This is a genomic window from Amycolatopsis solani, assembly GCF_033441515.1.
Lineage (GTDB): Bacteria > Actinomycetota > Actinomycetes > Mycobacteriales > Pseudonocardiaceae > Amycolatopsis > Amycolatopsis solani.
The window spans coordinates 649,994-670,537 of record NZ_JAWQJT010000001.1 but is presented as its reverse complement, the minus strand read 5'-3'; the positions used below and the strand labels follow the sequence as shown (position 1 = coordinate 670,537).

Below are 20,544 nucleotides of genomic sequence, written 5' to 3'. Positions count from 1 at the left end.
GTTGGCCGCCGTGTCACGCCGTCGCCAGTATCGGGTGCGATCGTCCAAGACGTGCGAGTCGCCATAGTCACCGAAAGTTTCCTGCCCCAGGTGAACGGCGTGACCAACTCCGTCCTGCGGGTCGTCGAGCACCTGCGCGAACGCGCCCACGACGTGCTGATCATCGCCCCCGGCCCGGGCCCGGACTCCTACCGCGGCGCCCCGGTCGTCCGGATCCCCGCGCTGGACTTCCCCGGCGTGAACTCCCTGCCGATCGGCGTGCCGACGCGCACGGTGCTGAACGCGCTCACCGCGTTCGGGCCGGACGTCGTGCACCTGGCGTCGCCGTTCGTCGTCGGCGCGAGGGGGCTGGCGGCGGCGCGGCGGCTGCGCGTGCCGTCGATCGCCGTCTACCAGACCGACATCGCCGGGTTCGCGGCCGCGTACGGCTTCGGCATCGCCGCCCGCGCCGCGTGGCGGTGGGTGCGGCGGCTGCACTCGCGCGCCGACCGGACCCTCGCCCCGTCCAGCGACTCGGTCGCGCAGCTGGAGCTGCACGGCGTCCCGCGGGTGCACCGGTGGGCGCGGGGCGTCGACATCGACCGCTTCTCGCCGTCGCACGCCGACGCGGCGCTGCGGGCCGAGCTGGCGCCGGACGGCGAGCTGCTCGTCGGGTTCGTCGGCAGGCTGGCGCCCGAAAAGGAGGTCGACCGGCTGGCCGCGCTGGCCGGGGTGCCCGGGATCCGGGTGGTCGTCGTCGGCGACGGGCCCGAGCTGCCCGCGCTGAAGGAGCAGCTGCCCGGCGCGGCCTTCCTCGGCGCCAAGTACGGCGACGAGCTCTCCAGGGCGTACGCGAGCTTCGACGTCTTCGTCCACACCGGCCCGCACGAGACGTTCTGCCAGGCCGTGCAGGAAGCGATGGCGTCCGGCCTGCCCGTGCTCGCCCCGGACGCGGGCGGCCCGAAGGACCTCGTCCTGCCCGGCCGCACCGGCTACCTGCTGCCCGCGGACCGCGAGCTGTTCGGGCCTGCGCTGGTCGAGAAGGTCGACGCCCTGCGCGACGCGGCGCTGCGGGCGAGGCTCGGCGAGAAGGCGCGCAAGGTGGTGCTCGGCCGGACCTGGCCCGCCGTCTGCCACGAGCTGATGGGGCACTACGAAGCCGTGCGGGTGCGGGCCGTCCGCGCGGCCTGACATGCACATCGTCCAGCTCGCGAACTTCTACGGGCCGCGCTCGGGCGGCCTCCGTACGGCACTGCACCACCTCGGCGCCGGCTACGTCGCGAGCGGCCACCGGGTGACGCTCGTGGTGCCCGGCACCCGGTACGCCGACGAGGTCCTGCCGACCGGCGTGCGGCGGTTTTCACTGCCGGCGCCCAAGATCCCGGGCACCGGCGGGTACCGCGCGGTCGACCCCCACCGGGTCCGCGCGGTGCTGCGAAGACTCGAGCCGGACCGGCTGGAGGTCTCGGACCGGCTGACGCTGCGGGGGATGGGTGGCTGGGCGCGGCGGCACGGCGTCCCCAGCACGGTCATCTCGCACGAGCGCCTCGACCGGCTGCTGGAGCAGTTCCTGCTGCCGGAGCCGGTCGCGCGCCGCGTCGCCGACGTCGCGAACCGGCGGATGGCCGAGAGTTACGACACGGTCGTGTGCACGACGGCGTTCGCGCGGGCGGAGTTCGACCGGATCGCGGCCCCGAACGTGCACCGGGTGCCGCTCGGCGTCGACCTCGCGACGTTCCGGCCCGCCATGCGCGACGACGGCTGGCGCACCGACCTGGCCGGCGGCGCGGACGCGCTGATCGTCCACTGTGGACGGCTGTCGCCGGAGAAGCACGTCGAGCGCAGCGTGGACACCGTCGCTTCGCTGACCGAGGCCGGCGTTCGCGTCCGGCTCGTGGTGGCCGGGGACGGACCGCGCCGGCGTGCTCTGGAACGCCGGGCGCGCGGGCTGCCGGTGACGTTCCTGGGGTTCCTGTCCGGCCGCGGCGATGTCGCCCGGCTGCTGGCCAGCGCGGACGTCTCGCTAGCGCCGGGCCCGCACGAGACGTTCGGTCTCGCCGCGCTGGAAGCCCTGGCCTCGGGGACGCCGGTCGTGGTGTCGGCGTCGTCGGCGCTGCGGGAGATCGTGCGTCCGGGGTGTGGTGCGGCGGTCGACGACCACGCGCCGGCGTTCGCTTCGGCGGTGACCAGCCTTCTGGACAGCCCGGAGGAGGCTAGGCGTGCCGCTGCCCGGGCCAGGGCGGAGGAGTTCACCTGGCCGGCGGCGGTGGCCGGGATGCTGGCGACCTTCCGCTGAGCGTCCCGGACTAATCTCGGACCCATGTCACGCGCAAGCCTGGACAAGGACCCGCACGAAGTCGCCGCGATGTTCGACGGCGTCGCGGACGGGTACGACCGGGCGAACTCGTTCATGACCTTCGGCTTCGACCGGCGCTGGCGCACCACGACGGCCCGGATCCTCGACGCCCGCCGCGGCGAGAAGGTGCTGGACCTGGCGGCCGGCACCGGGGTGTCCACCGTCGAGTACGCCCGCGGTGGCGCCTGGTGCCTGGCCGCGGACTTCTCGTTCGGCATGCTCCGCGCCGGGCTGCACCGCAACGTGCCCATGGTTGCGGCCGACGCGCTCAACCTGCCGTTCGCCGACGACAGCTTCGACGCCGTGACGATCTCCCTCGCCCTGCGCAACTTCGTCGACACGAAGGCGGCGCTGACCGAGATCGCCCGCGTGGTCAAGCCGGGCGGCCGCCTGGTGATCTGCGAGGTCTCGACGCCGCCGTTCGCCCCGATCCGGTTCATCCACCGGCGGTTCATGCTCAAGCTGCTGACCTGGGTCGGAAAGCGGACGTCGTCCAACCCGGAGGCGTACTCCTACCTGGCCGAATCCATGCTGGCCTGGCCGGATCAGCGCACGCTCGGCGAGATCATCGCGAGCGCGGGCTGGGCCGACGTCGAGTGGTTGAACCTCACATTCGGGGTCGTGGCGATCCACCGCGCGCGCAAGCCTGCATAAACTCGCGTATATGACGCGACGCACCGCAGACCAAGACGCCGAAGTCATCGTCGTCGGCGCCGGGCCCGCCGGATCCACGGTGGCCACCTACCTGGCCCGCGCGGGCGTCGACGTCCTGCTGCTGGAGAAGACCGAATTCCCCCGCGAGAAGGTCTGCGGCGACGGCCTGACCCCGCGCGGCGTGAAACAGCTCATCGATCTGGGCATCGACACCAGCGAGGACGCCGGCTGGGTGCACAGCCGAGGTCTGCGGATCCTCACCGGCGACCTGACGCTGGAGCTCGACTGGCCGGACCTGACGAGCTACCCGCCGTACGGCGTTTCCCGCACCCGTCACGACTTCGACGACCTCCTCGCGAAGCTCGCGGTGAAGGCCGGCGCGCGGCTGTACGAGCGCACCACCGTCACCGGCGCGATCACCAGCGCGACCGGGCGCGTGGTCGGCGTCGAGGCGAAGGTCGGCCCGGAGCGCACGCCGGTGAAGTACTACGCGCCGCTGGTCCTGGCCTGCGACGGCGTGTCCGCGCGGCTCGCGCTGAGCGTCGGCATCCAGAAGAACGAGAAGCGGCCGATGGGCGTCGCGGTGCGCCAGTACTACAAGAGCCCGCGCCACGACGACCCGTTCATCGAGGGCCACCTCGAGCTGTGGGACAAGTCCGACCCGCGCGACCCGAAGCTGCTGCCGGGCTACGGCTGGGCGTTCCCGCTCGGCGACGGCACGGTCAACGTCGGCCTCGGCATGCTCTCGACGTCGGCCTCCTTCCGGAACACGGACTACCGCGCGCTGCTGCGCCAGTGGCTCGACGGGACGCCGGAGGAGTGGGGCTACCGCGAGGAGAACGCGATCGGCAAGGTCGGCGGCGCGGGGCTGCCGATGGGCTTCAACCGCACCCCGCACTACCGCGACGGCTTGCTGCTGCTCGGCGACGCGGGCGGCATGGTCAGCCCGTTCAACGGCGAAGGCATCTCGGCGGCGATGGAGTCGGCCCAGATCGCGGCGGAGGTCGTCGTGCAAGCGCTTGCGCGGCGCGAAGGGCCTTCGCGGGAGCGGGCGCTGCAGGCGTACCCGCGCGCGGTCGGCGAGCTGATGGGTGGCTACTACCAGCTGGGGAACGTGTTCGCGAAGATCATCGGGAAGCCGAAGATCATGCACGCGTGCACGAAGTACGGACTGCGCATCAACAAGCTCCTGCCGCTGGTCTACAAGGGCCTGTCCGGCTGCTACGACGCCAAGGGCGGCGACGGCGTCGACCGCCTGATCTCGGCCCTCGCGAAGGCCGCCCCCAGCCCCCGCTGACCCCCGTCGAGAGGCGGCACTTTCCCTATGAAAGTGCCGCCCTTCGCGCGCGCGGACACTCGGGTGGCCTAGCAAGTTGGCCGTGCGGTCAGTGGGATAGCTCACACCACGATGTCCGAATTGTCCGGCCGCCAACCGATCTTGAACGGCCTTCGCGCAGGTCGCGCGCGGGCCGTTGCGGAGCCGTGACAACGATGGCGCCGGAACTTAGGGCACCCTTATAACACGGGGGCCTAGGGACAAGAGTGTGAGTCGCGTCCTAGACTCCCCCCATGCTTTGTGAATCCCTTCACATCCACGACGAGTGGCTTGTGAACTATTTCACAAGCTGGCCTGAAGACAGCCACGGGCCGTAAGGAGACCCTGACCCTCGGCGGTGTGACCCAGGTCCCTTAGGGTGCCGACGAGGCCAAGCGGTTCCCCACCACAAGCACAACCGCATCGGCGCGGAAAGGATGGCGAAGACCCCGTGCTGACGTTGCTGACCCGAACCGACACGGTGCAGCTGGCGCAAGAGGCCCCCAGCCTGAAGCCCTACCTGCCCATCGTGATCCTGTTCGTCCTGGCGCTCGGCTTCGCCGTGCTGTCGGTCCTGCTGGGCCCGCTCGTCGGCCCCAGCCGGTACAACAAGGCCAAGCTCGCCGCCTACGAGTGCGGGATCGAGCCGTCCCCGCAGCCGCTCGTCGGCGCCGGGCGGATGCCGGTGGCCTACTACATCACCGCGATGCTGTTCATCCTGTTCGACATCGAGATGGTCTTCCTCTACCCGTTCGCCGTGCAGGCGGACGCGCTGGGCACGTTCGGCCTGGTGGAGATCCTGCTGTTCATCGCGACGGTCGGCTTCGCGTACGCCTACGTGTGGCGGCGCGGCGGCCTGGATTGGAACTAGACCCATGGGCCTCGAAGAGAAACTCCCCAACGGCATCCTGCTGGCCAGCCTCGAAGGTCTCGTCAACTGGTCGCGGAAGAACTCGATGTGGCCTGCCACCTTCGGGCTCGCCTGCTGTGCGATCGAGATGATGACGGTCGGCGGCTCCCGCTACGACATCGCCCGCTTCGGCATGGAGCGCTTCAGCGCGACGCCGCGGCAGGCCGACCTGATGATCGTCGCCGGGCGGGTCACGCAGAAGATGGCGCCGGTCCTGCGCCAGATCTACGACCAGATGGCCGAGCCCAAGTGGGTGCTCGCCATGGGCGTCTGCGCCTCCTCCGGCGGCATGTTCAACAACTACGCCGTGGTCCAGGGCGTCGACCACATCGTGCCGGTCGACATGTACCTGCCCGGCTGCCCGCCGCGGCCGGAGATGCTGCTGGACGCGATCCTCAAGCTGCACGCCAAGATCCAGGACGAGCCGATCAACGCCCGCCGCGCCGCCATCCGCGCCGCCAGCGGGGCCCGCACCGAGCTCGTCGCGTCGTCGATCAAGTACGCGAAGAAGTAGAGCGATGACTGAGAACCCGAAACCCGGCGACGAGCACTCCGGCGCCGACCGGCCGGAAGGCGGCCTCGAGCCGACCGGCACGCGGCCCGCGGAGGCGGTCGTCACCGGCCGCGAACGCCAGGGCATGTTCGGTGTCCACGGCACCGGCGACACCTCCGGCTACGGCGGCGTCCGGCTCCCGGCCTACAGCCCCGCGCCGGCCGAGCGCCCGTACGGCGGCTGGTTCGACCAGTTCGCCGACGAGTTCTACGCGGCCCTGTCGGACAACAAGATCCCCGCCGAGGCGATCCTGCAGACGACGGTCGACCGCGGTGAGATCACCTTCTACGTCGCCCGCGAGCACCTCGTCGAGATCGCGAAGGTGCTGCGCGACGACGGCGGCCTCCGCTTCGAGCTGCTGTCGTCGGTGTCCGGGGTGGACTACGGCGTCGACGTCCCGCAGCGGCTGCACGCGGTCTACCACTTCACGTCGCTGACCTACCGGCGCCGGATCCGCCTCGAGGTCACCCTCGACGTCGAGGACGCGCACGTGCCGTCGCTGGTCGGGCTCTACCCGACCGCCGACTGGCAGGAGCGCGAGGCCTGGGACATGTTCGGCATCGTCTTCGACGGCCACCCGGCACTGACCCGCATCCTCATGCCGGACGACTGGGACGGCCACCCCCAGCGCAAGGACTACCCGCTCGGCGGGATCCCGGTCGAATACAAGGGCGCGGAGATCCCGCCGCCGGACCAGCGGAGGTCGTACTCGTGAGCACCGAGAACCTGTCCGACGTCACCACGGGCACGTCGACCACCGCCGAAGGCAGCGACAGCACCGACGACGTCAACTACGCGGATTCCCGCGACACCACCGAAGGCCGCGTCTACTCGGTCTCCGGCGGCGACTGGGACGACGTCATCGCCGACGCGGCGCACGACGAGCGCATGGTCATCAACATGGGCCCGCAGCACCCGTCGACGCACGGCGTGCTCCGGCTCGTGCTGGAGATGGAGGGCGAGACCGTCACGCAGCTGCGGTCGGTCATCGGCTACCTCCACACCGGCATCGAGAAGAACTGCGAGTACCGGACCTGGACCCAGGGCGTCACCTTCGTGACGCGGATGGACTACCTGGCCCCGCTTTCGACGGAGATGGCGTACTGCCTCGGCGTCGAGAAGCTGCTGCAGATCGAAGCCCCGCGCCGCGCGCAGCTGCTGCGCGTGATGCTGCTGGAGATCAACCGGATCGGCTCGCACCTCGTCTACATCGCCACCGGCGGCATGGAGCTCGGCGCCACCACCGCGATGACGCTCGGCTTCCGCGAGCGCGAAGAGGTGCTGCACCTGCTGGAGCACCTGACCGGCCTGCGCATGAACCACGCGTTCATCCGCCCCGGCGGCCTCGCGCAGGACATGCCCGAGGACTACCACGAGAAGGTCAGCGAATTCATCAAGACGATGAAGAAGCGCCTTCCGCTGTACGACAAGCTGTTCACCGGTCAGCCGATCTGGCGGAACCGGCTCAAGGGCGTGGGCTACCTGCCGGTCGACGCGTGCCTCGCGCTCGGCGTCACCGGCCCGGTGCTGCGCAGCGCCGGCCTCCCGTGGGACCTGCGCAAGACCGAGCCGTACTCCTGCTACGACGAGTTCGACTTCGACGTCCCGGTCGACAACGGCGCCGACTGCTGGTCGCGCTACCTGATCCGGGTGCACGAGATGCACGAGAGCCTCAAGATCATCGAGCAGTGCCTCGAGAAGCTCGAGCCGGGCCCGGTCATGGTCGAGGACAAGAAGGTCGCCTGGCCCGCGCAGCTGTCGATCGGCAGCGACGGCATGGGCAACTCGCTCGAGCACGTCAAGAAGATCATGGGCCAGTCGATGGAGTCCCTGATCCACCACTTCAAGCTGGTCACCGAGGGCTTCAAGGTGCCGGCCGGGCAGGTCTACACCTCCGTCGAGTCGCCGCGCGGCGAGCTGAGCGCGCACCTGGTGTCCGACGGCGGCACGCGGCCGCTGCGGGTCCACGTGCGCGAACCGAGTTTCGTGAACCTGCAGTCGATGCCCGCCATGGCCGAAGGCGGCCTGGTCGCGGACGTGATCGCCGCGATCGCCTCGATCGACCCCGTCATGGGGGGAGTGGACCGATGAGCACAGCAGTTCCCGAACCCGGCTCGAAGGACGCCGTGACGACGCACGCGGCGGCCGGGCCGGACGTCGACGTGGTCGCCATCGCGCCGGACCCCGAGGTCGCCGCCGGCATCATCACCGAGACGCCGCTCGAGGACGTCTTCGACGCCGGCACCACGGCACAGGCGCAGGAGATCATCTCCCGCTACCCGATGTCCCGCTCGGCGCTGCTGCCGATGCTGCACCTCGTGCAGTCCGTGCAGGGGTACGTCAGCCAGGAGGGCATCGCGTTCTGCGCGAAGCAGCTCGACCTGTCCGACGCCGAGGTCAGCGCGGTCGCGACGTTCTACACGATGTACAAGCGCAAGCCGTGCGGCGAGCACCTCGTGAGCGTCTGCACCAACACGCTGTGCGCGGCCATGGGCGGCGACGCGATCTACAAGCGGCTCCAGACGCACCTCGGTTCCGAGGAGGAGCCGCTGGGGCACAACGAGACCGCGGGCACGCCGAACGAGCCGGGCTCGATCACCCTCGAGCACGCCGAGTGCCTCGCGGCCTGCGACCTCGCGCCGGTCATCCAGGTCAACTACGAGTACTTCGACAACCAGACCGAGGACAAGGCCGTCGCGCTCGTCGACGCGCTGCAGGCGGGCAAGAAGCCGGCGCCGACGCGCGGTGCGCCGCTGTCCAGCTTCAAGGGCGCCGAGCTGCAGCTCGCCGGGTTCTTCCCGGAGGACGAGCGCCAGTACCGCGCGGACGTCGACGGTCCTTCGCAGGCCGTCGAGACGCTGCGGGGCGCGAAGCTCGCCCAGGACCGCGGCTGGGTCGCGCCCGTCGCGCAGGACGTTCCCCTGCCTGCTGTGCCCTCTAAAGATGGGGAGAAGAAGTAATGGCCGATCCCATTACCCCGGTCCTCACGAAGCGCTGGCTGTCGCCGAACTCCTGGCAGATCGGGACGTACGAAGCACTCGAGGGCTACACCGCCGTCCGCAAGGCGCTCGCCGGGACGCCGGAGCAGCTCGTCCAGGTGGTCAAGGACTCCGGCCTGCGCGGCCGCGGCGGCGCGGGCTTCCCGGCCGGCATCAAGTGGTCCTTCATGCCGCCGAACTTCGACAAGCCGCACTACCTGGTGATCAACGCCGACGAGGGCGAACCGGGCACCTGCAAGGACATCCCGCTGATGATGGCGGACCCGCACTCGCTCATCGAGGGCTGCATCATCGCCTCGTACGCGATGCGGTCCAACCACTGCTTCATCTACGTCCGCGGCGAGGCGCTGCACTGCATCCGCCGCCTCAACGCGGCCGTGCGCGAAGCCGAAGCCGCCGGGTACCTCGGCGAGAACATCCTCGGCTCCGGCTTCGACCTCAAGATCACCGTCCACGCGGGAGCGGGCGCGTACATCTGCGGCGAGGAGACGGCGCTGCTCGACTCGCTCGAGGGCCGTCGTGGTCAGCCGCGGCTCAAGCCGCCGTTCCCCGCGGCCGCCGGCCTGTACGCCGCGCCGACCACGGTCAACAACGTCGAGACCATCGCGAGCGCGCCGTTCATCGTCAACGGCGGTTCGAGCTGGTTCCGCGAGATGGGCCGCGAGAAGTCGCCCGGCCCGAAGATCTACTCGATCTCCGGCCACGTCGAGAAGCCCGGCCAGTACGAGTGCCCGCTCGGCACCACGCTGCGCGAGCTGCTCGACATGGCGGGCGGCATGAAGGACGGCATCCCGCTCAAGTTCTGGACCCCGGGCGGCTCGTCCACCCCGATGTTCACCGCCGAGCACCTCGACGTTCCCCTGGACTTCGAAGGCGCGGCGGAAGCCGGGTCGATGCTGGGCACCACCGCCGTCCAGGTCTTCAACGAGACCGTGTCGGTGCCGTGGGCCGTGATGAAGTGGACGCAGTTCTACGAGCACGAGTCCTGCGGCAAGTGCACGCCGTGCCGCGAAGGCACGTACTGGCTGGCGCAGATCCTCGAGCGGATGGTCGAGGGCCACGGGACCGAAGAGGACATCGACACCCTCCTCGACGTCTGCGACAACATCCTCGGCCGGTCGTTCTGCGCCCTCGGCGACGGCGCGGTGTCGCCGATCCAGAGCGGCATCAAGTACTTCCGGGACGAATTCTTGGCTCTGTGTGAGTCGAACAAGCGTGAGCTGGTGGGAGCAGAGGCATGACGATCGCCCCCGACAAGCCTGAAACCCAGGAGACGCCGGTCCCCGAAGGCCACGTCAAGCTGGTCATCGACGGCGAAGAGGTCATCGCCCCCAAGGGCGAGCTGATCATCCGCACGGCCGAGCGCCTCGGCACGGTCATCCCGCGGTTCTGCGACCACCCCCTCCTCGACCCGGCGGGCGCCTGCCGCCAGTGCCTGGTCGAGGTCGAGATGGGCGGCAGGCCGATGCCGAAGCCGCAGGCGTCCTGCACGATGACCGTCGCCGACGGCATGGTCGTCAAGACGCAGCTGACGTCCGGCGTCGCGGACAAGGCCCAGCAGGGCGTGATGGAGCTGCTGCTCATCAACCACCCGCTGGACTGCCCGATCTGCGACAAGGGCGGCGAGTGCCCGCTGCAGAACCAGGCGCTGGCCCACGGCCGCGCGGAGTCGCGGTTCGTCGACACCAAGCGGACGTTCCCGAAGCCGCTGCCGATCTCGACGCAGGTGCTGCTGGACCGCGAACGCTGCGTCCTCTGCCAGCGCTGCACCCGGTTCTCCCGCGAGATCGCCGGCGACCCGTTCATCGAGCTCCTCGAACGCGGCGCCCACCAGCAGATCGGCACCGCGGAGACGGCGGATGTCCTGGACCTGGCTTCGCGGACGACGTCCGGCCAGCCGTTCCAGAGCTACTTCTCCGGCAACGTCATCCAGATCTGCCCGGTCGGTGCCCTGACGAGCGCCGCCTACCGGTTCCGCTCCCGCCCGTTCGACCTGGTGTCCGCGCCGAGCGTCTGCGAGCACTGCTCGTCCGGCTGCGCCGAGCGCACCGACTTCCGGCGCGGCAAGGTCCAGCGCAAGCTGGCCGGCGACGACCCCGAGGTCAACGAGGAGTGGATCTGCGACAAGGGCCGGTTCGCCTTCCGCTACACCTCGGCCGACGACCGCATCCGGCGTCCGCTGGTCCGCAACGCCGCGACCGGTGAGCTGGAAGAGGCGTCCTGGACCGACGCGCTGCGCATCGCCGCGGCGGGCCTGACCGAGGCTCGGGGCAACGGCGGCGTCGGCGTCCTGACCGGCGGCCGGCTGACCGTCGAGGACGCCTACGCGTACTCGAAGTTCGCCCGGGTCGCCCTGCGCACGAACGACGTCGACTTCCGCGCTCGCCCGCACTCGGCCGAGGAGCTCGCGTTCCTCACCTCGCGGGTCGTGGGCGTCACGGCGGAGTCCGGCGTCACCTTCGGCGAGATCGAGCGGGCCCGCACGGTCCTGTGCGTCGCCTTCGAGCCCGAGGACGAAGCCCCGATCGTGTTCCTGCGGCTGCGCAAGGCGGCCCGCAAGAACCGCACCCGCATCGTCCACTTGGGACAGTGGACCACCTCGTCGGTGCGCAAGACGTTCGGCGAGCTGCTCGCCTGCGTTCCCGGCCAGGAGGCCGCCGCCATCGACGGCATCGCCAAGCACGCGCCGGACCTCGACGAGGCTCTTCGCGGCGACGGCTCGGTCGTCCTGGTCGGCGAGCGCGCCGCCCAGGTGCCGGGCCTGTTCTCGGCACTGCAGGACTTGGTGGAGCGCACCGGCGTCCGGCTCGCGTGGATCCCGCGCCGGGCCGGTGACCGCGGCGCGCTGCAGGCCGGCTGCGTCCCGACGCTGCTGCCGGGCGGCCGCCGCGTCACCGACGACGCCGCTCGCGTCGCCGTCGAAAACGCCTGGGGCGTCCCGGTTCCGGCCACGCCGGGCCGTGACACCACCGGCATCCTCGAGGCCGCTTCGGGCCGCGAGCTCGGCGGCCTGGTCGTCGGCGGCGTCGACCCGTACGACCTGCCGGACCCGGACCTCGCGCTGCGCGCGCTGGACAACGCCGGCTTCGTCGTCAGCCTCGAGCTCCGCCACAGCGCGGTGACCGAGCGCGCGGACGTCGTGCTCCCGGTGGCGGCGTCGGACGAGAAGGCCGGCAGCTACCTCAACTGGGAGGGCCGCACCCGCCCGTTCGACGTCACCCTCGAAGGCACCGGCGCCCTGCCGGACTGCCGGGTGCTCGACACCCTCGCCGTCGAGATGGACGCCGACCTGTTCACGCAGACGCCGGCCGCCGCTCGCGGTGACTTCGAGAAGCTCGGCAAGGCTTCGGCGCTGAACTGGAGCCACGTCGCCGTCGAGGTGCCGGCCCCGGTGACCCCGGCCGCCGGGCAGGCCGTGCTCTCGACCTGGCGCCAGCTGATCGACAACGGGTCGCTGCAGGACGGCGAGCCGCACCTGAAGGGCACCCAGCGCACCCCGGTCGCGCGGCTGTCCGCGAAGACCGCGGAAGGCCTGGGCACCACCGTGCGGGTGAGCACCGAACGCGGTGCGATCACGCTCCCGGTGGAGATCGCGGACCTGCCCGACGGCGTCGTGTGGCTGCCGGGCAACTCCGACGGCTCCGCCGTGTTCAAGACGCTCGGCGCCGGGCACGGTGCCGTCGTGAACCTCGCTGGGGGTGCGCAGTGACACCATTGCTGACCGAGGCCGCTGTCGGGAGCGTCCCGGACGCGGCCACGCGGGCGGCGCTGCTGGCGGACGACCCGTTGTGGCTGATCCTGATCAAGTGCGTGGTCATCCTGCTGATCGGGCCGATCTTCACGATCTTCCTGATCGTCTGGGAGCGCAAGGCCGTCGGCCGGATGCAGAACAGGCCCGGCCCCAACCGCGTCGGCCCCGGCGGCTACCTGCAGTCCCTGGCGGACGCGATCAAGCTGCCGTTCAAGGAACAGATCATCCCCGACACGGCCGACCGCAAGGTGTACTTCCTCGCGCCGGTCCTGTGCGTGGTGCCGTCGCTGATCGCGCTGTCGGCCATCCCGTTCGGCCCGGTCGTGTCGATCTTCGGCGAGCGGACCGTGCTCCAGCTGCTCGACCTGCCGGTCAGCGCGCTGGTGATCCTGGCCTGCTCCTCGATCGGCGTGTACGGCATCGTGCTCGCCGGCTGGGCGTCCGGCTCGCCGTACCCGCTGCTCGGCGGCATGCGCAGCGCGGCGCAGGTGATCTCCTACGAGATCGCGATGGGTCTCTCGATCGTCGCGGTGATCCTGCAGGCCGGCTCGCTGGACCTGGCCGACATCGTCTCCAAGCAGCAGCCGGCGTGGTTCCTCTACCTGGTCCCGAGCTTCGTGATCTACCTGATCTCGATGGTCGGCGAGACCAACCGGGCGCCGTTCGACCTCCCCGAGGCCGAGTCGGAGCTGGTCGGCGGCTTCCACACCGAGTACAGCTCGATGAAGTTCGCGATGTTCTTCCTCGCCGAGTACGTCAACATGGTGATCGTCTCGGCGTTCGCGACGACGCTGTTCCTCGGCGGCTGGATGGCCCCGTGGCCGCTGTCGCTGATCGGGAACAACGTGCTCAACACCGGCTGGTGGCCGGTGCTGTGGTTCTTCGCGAAGATGTTCGTCCTGCTGTTCGGGTTCATCTGGCTGCGCGGCACGCTGCCCCGCCTGCGCTACGACCAGTTCATGCGCCTGGGCTGGAAGGTCCTGGTCCCGCTGAACCTGGTGTGGATCATCATGGTGACCTTCGCGAAGGTCATCGCCTGGAACACCGCGTCCATCATCATCGCCGCGGTCGCCATCTTCATCGTCATCGCCCTGTTCTTCTACGTCCGCGCCGCGGGCCGCGAAGAGGAGAGCGAGACCGTCCCGGTGACCGGCGGCGGTTTCCCGGTCCCGCCGCTGGACCTCAAGGTTCCGCAGACCACCCCGCGTCAGAAGGCCTTGGCCAAGGCCGAGGCGAAGGCGGCCCGCCGCAAGCCGGCGGCCGTCGGTACCGCAAAGGAAGGAGCGCAAGATGGGGTTTCTTGATCCCGTCAAGGGCTTCGGCGTCACCTTCGGGATGATGTTCAAGAAGGTCGCCACCGAGGAGTACCCCGAGGCCGGTGCACCCGCCGCCCCGCGGTACCACGGGCGCCACCAGCTGAACCGTCACCCGGACGGCCTCGAGAAGTGCGTCGGCTGCGAGCTGTGCGCGTGGGCGTGCCCGGCGGACGCGATCTTCGTCGAGGGCGGTGACAACACCGAGGAAGCCCGGTTCTCCCCTGGCGAGCGGTACGGCGCGGACTACCAGATCAACTACCTGCGCTGCATCGGCTGCGGCCTCTGCATCGAGGCGTGCCCGACGCGGTCGCTGACGATGATCAACTTCTACGAGCTGGCCGACGACGACCGCCAGCGGCTGATCTACACGAAGGAAGACCTGCTCGCCCCGCTGCTGCCCGGCATGGAGCAGCCGCCGCACCCGATGCGGCTCGGCGAGAACGAGCAGGACTACTACGTGAACGGCCCCGAACTGGCTCGCGGGGAGGCTACGAAGTGATCACCGCCCTCCTCGCTCAGGCGCCCACCGGCGCCGCCGCGGGCGTGTCGACCGGCGAGGCCATCGCGTTCTGGATCCTCGGCCCGCTCTGCCTGCTCGGCGCGCTCGGCATGATCTTCTCCCGCAACGCCGTGCACTCGGCGCTGTGGCTGGTCCTGACGATGCTGAGCCTGGGCGCGCTCTACATGATCCAGTCGGCGCCGTTCCTGGGCTTCACGCAGATCATCGTCTACACCGGCGCGATCATGATGCTGTTCCTGTTCGTGCTGATGCTGGTCGGCCGCGAGAGCTCCGACTCGGTCGTCGAAGTCCTGCGCGGCCAGCGGCTGGCCGCGACGGTGCTCGGCATCGGGATGGCCGCGCTGCTGGCCACCGGCATCTACCGGGCGATGGAGAACGTCACCCCGGCCACGCCGCTCGACTCGGCGACGCCGGCCGGCGGCGGGCCCAAGGGCCTCGGCAAGCTGATCTTCACCGACTACCTCTTCCCGTTCGAGCTGACGTCGGCGCTGCTCATCACCGCCGCGATCGGCGCGATGGTGCTGGCCTTCACCGACCGGCACGGCAAGGGCGGGAAGCTCACGCAGAAGGAGCTCGTGCTGCTGCGCTTCCGCGGCGAGCACGACCGGCCTTCGCCGCTGCCCGGCCCGGGTGTCTTCGCCACCGCCAACTCGGTGGCGACGCCGGCGCTGCTGCCGGACGGTTCGGTCGCCCCGGAGTCGCTCTCGGCGATCATCGAGTCCACCTCGGCGATCGAGCTGGCGAAGGAACGCAAGCTCGTCGCGGACGAGGGCCCGCACCCGGACGCGCACGCGCTGGTCGGCTCGGAGGGTGCTTCGGAAGGGGAGAAGGAATGACCCCCACGTACTACCTGCTGCTGTCGGCGCTGCTGTTCGCGCTCGGCGCGGTCGGCGTGCTGGTGCGGCGCAACGCGATCGTCGTGTTCATGTGCATCGAGCTGATGCTCAACGCCGTGAACCTGTCGCTGGTCACGTTCGCCCGGATCAACGGCGGGCTCGACGGCCAGATCATGGCGTTCTTCGTCATGGTCGTCGCGGCCGCCGAGGTCGTGGTCGGCCTGGCGATCATCATGGCCATCTTCCGCACCCGGCGCTCGGCTTCGGTCGACGACACCAACCTGCTGAAGTACTAGGAGACCCCCGAGTGACCGCATCATCGTGGCTGCTGGTGGCCCTCCCTGGCCTCGGCGCGCTCATCCTGTTGCTGGCGGGCAAGCGCGCGAAGGCATGGGGGCATCTGCTCGGCTGTGCCACCGTCACCCTCGCCTTCGTCTACGGGCTGATCCTGTTCTTCTCCGCGAACACGAGCACGACGACCGACGTCAAGGTCTACTCGTGGATCCCGGTCGGGGCGCTGCAGGTGGACTTCGGGCTGCGGATCGACGCGCTGTCGCTGACGTTCGTGCTGCTCATCACCGGCGTCGGCATGCTGATCCACTACTACTCGATCGGCTACATGGCCGACGACGAGGGCCGGTACCGCTTCTTCGCGTACCTGAACCTCTTCGTCGCCTCGATGCTGATCCTGGTGCTGGGCAACAGCTTCGTGACGCTGTACCTCGGCTGGGAAGGCGTGGGTCTCGCGTCCTACCTGCTCATCGGCTGGTACCAGGGCCGCCCGTCCGCCGCGACCGCGGCGAAGAAGGCGTTCCTGATGAACCGCGTGGGTGACGTCGGGCTCGCGCTGGCGATCTTCATCATGTTCAAGTACGCGGGCTCGACCGGCTACGCGCAGGTCTTCCAGGCGGTCGGCGACGGCAAGTTCTCGCCGGGCGCGATCACCGCGATGGCGATCCTGCTCCTGCTGGGTGCCTGCGGTAAGTCCGGCCAGTTCCCGCTGCAGGCGTGGCTGCCGGACGCGATGGAGGGCCCGACCCCGGTGTCGGCCCTGATCCACGCGGCGACGATGGTGACCGCGGGCGTCTACCTCGTCGCCCGCTCCAAGGACATCTTCAACGCCACCGAAGACGGCCGCCTGATCGTGACGCTGGTCGGCACGGTGACGCTGCTGCTCGGGTGCATCATCGGCTGCGCGTACGACGACATCAAGAAGGTCCTCGCGTACTCGACGGTCAGCCAGATCGGTTACATGATGCTGGCGGTCGGCCTCGGGCCCATCGCGTACGCGCTGGGCATCATGCACCTGGTGGCGCACGGCTTCTTCAAGGCCGGGCTGTTCCTCGGGGCCGGGTCGGTCATGCACGGCATGAACGACGAGGTCGACATGCGGAAGTTCGGCGGCCTGCGCAAGCACATGCCGATCACCTTCATCACCTTCGGCCTCGGCTACCTGGCTCTGATCGGCATCCCGCCGCTGTCGGGCTTCTTCACCAAGGACGCGATCATCGAAGCGGCGTTCAGCCAGGGCGGCTGGCGCGGCTGGGTGATGGGCGGCGCGGCTCTGCTCGGCGCCGGGCTGACCGCGTTCTACATGACGCGCCTGATGGTGATGACGTTCTTCGGCAAGGAGCGCTGGAAGGACATCAAGTCCAGCGACGGCCGCGACTTCCACCCGCACGAGTCCAAGGCGATCATGTGGATCCCGATGGCGGTGCTGGCGGTCGGTTCGGTCGGCGCCGGCGCGTTCTTCGCCCTCGGTGACCGCTTCGCCGAGTGGCTGACCCCGTCGGTCGGCGAACTCGAGGAAGCGCACCACTCGCCACTGAGCGCCGGGGTGATCTCCATCGCCGCGATCGTGTTCTCCGTGCTCGGCGTGGTGATCGCGTACCTGATCTTCCGCCGCGACGTCCCGGTCGAACAGCCGCAGCGCGTCTCGTTCGTCACCCGCGCCGCGCGCAAGGACCTGTACGGCAACACCCTGAACGAGACCCTGGTCGCCCGTCCGGGCACGTGGCTCGCGCGGGCACTGGTGTTCGTCGACAACCGCGGCGTCGACGGCGCCGTCAACGGCCTGGCCGCCTCCCTCGGCGGCGGCTCCGGCCGGCTGAGGCGGCTCCAGACCGGGTTCGTCCGGTCCTACGCGCTGTCGATGCTGGGCGGCACGTTCCTGCTTCTGGCGGCTCTCCTGCTGGTGAGGTTCTCCTGATGACCTGGTTGCTCATCCTCATCCTGGTGCCGCTCGCCGGCTCCCTGGTGCTGGCGTTCCTCAAGGGGAACGACCGCGCCGCGGTGCTGGCCGCGCTGGCGTTCTCGATCCTCGAGTTCCTGCTGATCATCCCGTTCTGGCTCAGCTACTCGCCCTCCGGCGCGCGGCTGCAGATGACGTCGAGCTTCGACTGGATCCCGAGCTTCGGGGTGCACATCGCGTTCGGCACCGACGGCATCTCGCTGATCATGATCGCGGTGATCGCGCTGCTGGTGCCGATCGTCGTCGGCGGGCTCGGCACGCTGGACAAGCTGCCGGCGGGCCGCAGCGCGGGCGGGTTCCTCTCACTGATCCTGCTGCAGGAAGCGCTCACGATCGGCGTGTTCGCCGCGACCGACGTCTTCCTGTTCTACGTGCTGTTCGAGATCATGCTGATCCCGATGTACTTCCTGATCGGCGGCTACGGCGGCGCGAACCGGCAGTACGCGGCGGTGAAGTTCTTCCTCTACTCGTTCCTCGGCGGCCTGATCATGCTGGCGTCGGCGATCGGGGCGTACTCGCTCGCGAAGGACAAGATCGGGCACGGCACGTTCGACTGGGCCACGTTGGTGACGGTCGTCCGCGACGCGCCGCTGTCCACGCAGATCTGGCTGTTCCTCGGGTTCTTCCTGGCCTTCGCGATCAAGGCGCCGCTGGTGCCGTTCCACACCTGGCTGCCGGACGCGGCGGGGGAGGCGCCGATCGGCGTCGCCGTCCTGCTCGTCGGCGTGCTGGACAAGGTCGGCACGTTCGGGTTCCTGCGCTACTGCCTGCCGATGTTCCCGGACGCGAGCAAGACGCTGGCGCCGCTGGTGCTGGTGCTCTCGGTGATCGGCGTGCTCTACGGCTCGATCCTCGCCGCGGGGCAGCGGGACATGAAGCGGTTCATCGCCTACGTGTCCATCGCCCACTTCGGCTTCATCTCGCTGGGCATCTTCGCGTTCAACGAGCAGGCGATGGTTGGCTCGGCGACGTACATGCTCAACCACAGCCTCGCGACCGGCATGCTGATCGTGGTGATCGGCCTGGTCATCGCGCGCGGCGGGTCGTCTCGCATTTCGGACTACGGCGGCATGGCGAAGGTGACCCCGCTGCTGGCAGGACTGTTCCTCCTCGCCGGTCTCTCGACGCTTTCGCTACCGGGCACCAACTCCTTCGTCTCGGAGTTCCTGGTGCTCATCGGGTCCTATGTGGACCAGCCGGTCTACACGATCCTCGCGACGGTCGGCATGGTCCTGGCCGCGGCGTACGTCCTGTGGCTCTACCAGCGCGTCATGCAGGGCCCGGTCCGCGGCGACGCGCTGATCGGCGTCGGCGGCGGCCCCGGTACGGCCATGGCGCCGGAACTGGGTGCGAAGAAGGCGATCACCGACCTCAACGGCCGCGAGATCGCGATCCTCGCCCCGCTGGTCGTGCTGATCCTCGTCCTCGGCTTCTACCCGAAGCCGGTGCTCGACACAGTCACCCCGACGGTGCAGCAGACGCTGTCCGCGGTCCAGGGAGGCAAGTAAACCGTGCTCGACATCCTCCTGACCCAGGCACCGGAGGCGGTGCAGGTGCCGTCGGTCGACTACCCGGCCGTGCTGCCGGTGCTGATCGTCTTCGGCGCGGCGTGCCTGAGCGTGCTGGTCGAGGCGTTCTTCCCGAAGGGCTCGCGGTTCCGCTCCCAGGTCATCCTGAGCCTGCTGGCGATCGTCGGCGCCGGCGTCGCACTGGTCGTGTACGCGACCGGCTCCGCCCCGGCGGACGGCGTCACGACGTTCAGCCGCGCGATCTCGATCGACCGCCCGGCGCTGTTCCTCTGGGGCACGCTCCTGGCGCTGGCGCTCGGCGCGGTGCTGCTGATCTCGGACCGCGTGGTCGAGCCGGGCGGCGCGCTGGTCGCGCAGGCCGGCATCCGCCCGGGCACGGTCCAGGACCGTGCCCAGACGGCGACGGTCATGCAGACCGAGGTGTTCCCGCTGACGCTGTTCGCCCTCGGCGGCATGATGGCGTTCTGCGCGGCCAATGATCTGCTGACGATGTTCATCGCGCTGGAAGTGCTGTCGCTCCCGCTGTACCTGATGTGCGGCCTCGCCCGCCGGCGCCGGCTGCTCTCGCAGGAGTCGGCGGTCAAGTACTTCCTGCTGGGCGCGTTCTCCTCGGCGTTCTTCCTGTACGGCCTCGCGCTCCTCTACGGCTACGCGAACTCGGTGAAGCTGGGCGACATCGCCGCCGCGGCGGCCGGTTCGGACCGTTCGGACACGCTCCTGTTCGCCGGCCTCGGCCTGTTGGTCGTCGGCCTCCTGTTCAAGGGTTCGGTCGGCCCGTTCCACACGTGGACCCCGGACGTCTACCAGGGCGCCCCCACGCCGGTGACGGCGTTCATGGCGGCGTGCACGAAGGTCGCGGCGTTCGGCGGGATCCTGCGCGTCCTGTCGGTGGCGTTCTCGTCGACTTCGTGGGAGTGGCGCGGAGTTCTGTGGGGCGTGGCGATCATCTCGATGGTGATCGGCGCGGTGCTGGGCCTCACCCAGACCGACGTCAAGCGCATGATCGCGTACTCGTCGATCGCCCACGCGGGCTTCTTGCTGATCGGCGCGATCTCGATGACTAAGGATGGGCTGTCCAGCACGCTGTTCTACTTGCTGGCTTACGGCTTCACGACCCTGGCGGCGTTCGGCGTGATCAGCCTGGTCCGCGATTCCTCGGGCGAGGCAACACACCTCTCGGCGTGGGCCGGGCTGGCGAAGCGCTCCCCGTTGCTGGCCGGCGTCTTCACGTTCTTGCTCTTGGCGTTGGCCGGGATCCCACTGACCTCGGGCTTTGTCGGCAAGTTCGTGGTGTTCTCGGCGGCGCTGTCGGACGGAATGGCCCCGCTGGTGGTGGTGGCCCTGGTGTTCAGCGCGGTGGCGGCGTTCTTCTACCTCCGCGTGATCGTCCTGATGTACTTCTCGGAGCCGGCGGCCGACGGCCCCTCGGTAACGGTCCCGGGCTTCGGCACCGGAACGGCGATCTTCCTCGGCACCGCGGTGACCTTGGTGCTGGGCCTGGTCCCGGCGTTCGCACTGGGTTGGGCCGGTTCGGGCGGTTTCGCGCTCTGATTTGTTTTGGCCGCCACCCTTTCG

At 69.7% G+C, this 20,544-nt stretch carries 18 protein-coding genes; all 18 read left to right on the top strand.

Going from position 1 to position 20,544, the window contains the following annotated elements:
- Nucleotides 1-99 precede the first annotated feature (99 nt).
- The 18 genes from SD460_RS03350 (at nucleotide 100) to nuoN (ending at nucleotide 20,520) form a co-directional block, all read left to right on the top strand.
- Nucleotides 100-1,170: a glycosyltransferase family 4 protein gene (locus SD460_RS03350; RefSeq protein WP_290051363.1), complete on the top strand. Its 1,071-nt coding sequence runs from the start codon at nucleotides 100-102 to the stop codon at nucleotides 1,168-1,170.
- A 1-nt stretch (nucleotide 1,171) separates the two neighbouring features.
- Nucleotides 1,172-2,275, top strand: coding sequence for a glycosyltransferase (locus SD460_RS03345; protein WP_318305905.1), 1,104 nt, complete (start codon nucleotides 1,172-1,174; stop codon nucleotides 2,273-2,275).
- 24 nt (nucleotides 2,276-2,299) lie between these two features.
- A complete protein-coding gene (locus tag SD460_RS03340; protein WP_290051357.1) occupies nucleotides 2,300-2,989 on the top strand; it encodes a demethylmenaquinone methyltransferase in 690 nt (229 codons plus the stop codon).
- Between the two features lie 10 nt (nucleotides 2,990-2,999).
- A complete protein-coding gene (locus tag SD460_RS03335; RefSeq protein WP_290051356.1) occupies nucleotides 3,000-4,286 on the top strand; it encodes a geranylgeranyl reductase family protein in 1,287 nt (428 codons plus the stop codon).
- 469 nt (nucleotides 4,287-4,755) lie between these two features.
- Nucleotides 4,756-5,175, top strand: a complete 420-nt coding sequence (locus SD460_RS03330) for an NADH-quinone oxidoreductase subunit A (protein WP_176173391.1) — start codon at nucleotides 4,756-4,758, stop codon at nucleotides 5,173-5,175.
- 4 nt (nucleotides 5,176-5,179) lie between these two features.
- Nucleotides 5,180-5,728, top strand: coding sequence for a NuoB/complex I 20 kDa subunit family protein (locus SD460_RS03325; protein ID WP_020643101.1), 549 nt, complete (start codon nucleotides 5,180-5,182; stop codon nucleotides 5,726-5,728).
- A gap of 4 nt (nucleotides 5,729-5,732) precedes the next feature.
- Nucleotides 5,733-6,482 (top strand): NADH-quinone oxidoreductase subunit C, encoded by a 750-nt coding sequence (locus tag SD460_RS03320; protein WP_290051348.1) that lies wholly within the window; start codon nucleotides 5,733-5,735, stop codon nucleotides 6,480-6,482.
- Nucleotides 6,479-7,858, top strand: a complete 1,380-nt coding sequence (locus SD460_RS03315; RefSeq protein ID WP_290051346.1) for an NADH-quinone oxidoreductase subunit D — start codon at nucleotides 6,479-6,481, stop codon at nucleotides 7,856-7,858. Before SD460_RS03320 ends, SD460_RS03315 begins: the two co-directional genes overlap by 4 nt.
- Nucleotides 7,855-8,727, top strand: coding sequence for an NADH-quinone oxidoreductase subunit NuoE (gene nuoE / locus SD460_RS03310; RefSeq protein WP_290051343.1), 873 nt, complete (start codon nucleotides 7,855-7,857; stop codon nucleotides 8,725-8,727). Before SD460_RS03315 ends, nuoE begins: the two co-directional genes overlap by 4 nt.
- The gene (gene nuoF, locus SD460_RS03305; RefSeq protein WP_290051341.1) at nucleotides 8,727-10,007 is read left to right on the top strand and encodes an NADH-quinone oxidoreductase subunit NuoF; all 1,281 of its coding nucleotides are present in this window, start codon (nucleotides 8,727-8,729) and stop codon (nucleotides 10,005-10,007) included. Before nuoE ends, nuoF begins: the two co-directional genes overlap by 1 nt.
- Nucleotides 10,004-12,475, top strand: a complete 2,472-nt coding sequence (locus SD460_RS03300; RefSeq protein ID WP_290051338.1) for an NADH-quinone oxidoreductase subunit G — start codon at nucleotides 10,004-10,006, stop codon at nucleotides 12,473-12,475. The genes nuoF and SD460_RS03300 overlap by 4 nt, the downstream gene beginning before the upstream one ends.
- On the top strand, nucleotides 12,472-13,821 hold the full coding sequence (gene nuoH, locus SD460_RS03295) for an NADH-quinone oxidoreductase subunit NuoH (protein WP_290051335.1): 1,350 nt from the start codon (nucleotides 12,472-12,474) through the stop codon (nucleotides 13,819-13,821). Before SD460_RS03300 ends, nuoH begins: the two co-directional genes overlap by 4 nt.
- Nucleotides 13,808-14,332, top strand: coding sequence for an NADH-quinone oxidoreductase subunit NuoI (gene nuoI, locus SD460_RS03290; protein WP_290051333.1), 525 nt, complete (start codon nucleotides 13,808-13,810; stop codon nucleotides 14,330-14,332). The genes nuoH and nuoI overlap by 14 nt, the downstream gene beginning before the upstream one ends.
- Nucleotides 14,329-15,189: an NADH-quinone oxidoreductase subunit J gene (locus SD460_RS03285; RefSeq protein ID WP_290051330.1), complete on the top strand. Its 861-nt coding sequence runs from the start codon at nucleotides 14,329-14,331 to the stop codon at nucleotides 15,187-15,189. Before nuoI ends, SD460_RS03285 begins: the two co-directional genes overlap by 4 nt.
- The gene (gene nuoK, locus SD460_RS03280) at nucleotides 15,186-15,485 is read left to right on the top strand and encodes an NADH-quinone oxidoreductase subunit NuoK (RefSeq protein WP_003081840.1); all 300 of its coding nucleotides are present in this window, start codon (nucleotides 15,186-15,188) and stop codon (nucleotides 15,483-15,485) included. Before SD460_RS03285 ends, nuoK begins: the two co-directional genes overlap by 4 nt.
- An 11-nt stretch (nucleotides 15,486-15,496) precedes the next feature.
- A complete protein-coding gene (gene nuoL, locus SD460_RS03275; RefSeq protein WP_290051311.1) occupies nucleotides 15,497-17,398 on the top strand; it encodes an NADH-quinone oxidoreductase subunit L in 1,902 nt (633 codons plus the stop codon).
- Nucleotides 17,398-18,948, top strand: a complete 1,551-nt coding sequence (locus SD460_RS03270) for an NADH-quinone oxidoreductase subunit M (protein WP_290051309.1) — start codon at nucleotides 17,398-17,400, stop codon at nucleotides 18,946-18,948. The genes nuoL and SD460_RS03270 overlap by 1 nt, the downstream gene beginning before the upstream one ends.
- A 3-nt stretch (nucleotides 18,949-18,951) precedes the next feature.
- Nucleotides 18,952-20,520: an NADH-quinone oxidoreductase subunit NuoN gene (gene nuoN, locus SD460_RS03265; protein ID WP_318305904.1), complete on the top strand. Its 1,569-nt coding sequence runs from the start codon at nucleotides 18,952-18,954 to the stop codon at nucleotides 20,518-20,520.
- Nucleotides 20,521-20,544 lie beyond the last annotated feature (24 nt).

Excerpts from the sequence above, each read along its gene's own strand:
- SD460_RS03320 (WP_290051348.1), top strand. The coding sequence starts at position 5,733 with ATGACTGAGAACCCGAAACCCGGCGACGAGCACTCCGGCGCCGACCGG.
- SD460_RS03300 (WP_290051338.1), top strand. The coding sequence starts at position 10,004 with ATGACGATCGCCCCCGACAAGCCTGAAACCCAGGAGACGCCGGTCCCC.
- nuoK (WP_003081840.1), top strand. The coding sequence starts at position 15,186 with ATGACCCCCACGTACTACCTGCTGCTGTCGGCGCTGCTGTTCGCGCTC.
- SD460_RS03335 (WP_290051356.1), top strand. The coding sequence starts at position 3,000 with ATGACGCGACGCACCGCAGACCAAGACGCCGAAGTCATCGTCGTCGGC.
- nuoF (WP_290051341.1), top strand. The coding sequence starts at position 8,727 with ATGGCCGATCCCATTACCCCGGTCCTCACGAAGCGCTGGCTGTCGCCG.
- SD460_RS03345 (WP_318305905.1), top strand. The coding sequence starts at position 1,172 with ATGCACATCGTCCAGCTCGCGAACTTCTACGGGCCGCGCTCGGGCGGC.
- SD460_RS03325 (WP_020643101.1), top strand. The coding sequence starts at position 5,180 with ATGGGCCTCGAAGAGAAACTCCCCAACGGCATCCTGCTGGCCAGCCTC.
- nuoI (WP_290051333.1), top strand. The coding sequence starts at position 13,808 with ATGGGGTTTCTTGATCCCGTCAAGGGCTTCGGCGTCACCTTCGGGATG.
- nuoE (WP_290051343.1), top strand. The coding sequence starts at position 7,855 with ATGAGCACAGCAGTTCCCGAACCCGGCTCGAAGGACGCCGTGACGACG.
- SD460_RS03270 (WP_290051309.1), top strand. The coding sequence starts at position 17,398 with ATGACCTGGTTGCTCATCCTCATCCTGGTGCCGCTCGCCGGCTCCCTG.
- SD460_RS03340 (WP_290051357.1), top strand. The coding sequence starts at position 2,300 with ATGTCACGCGCAAGCCTGGACAAGGACCCGCACGAAGTCGCCGCGATG.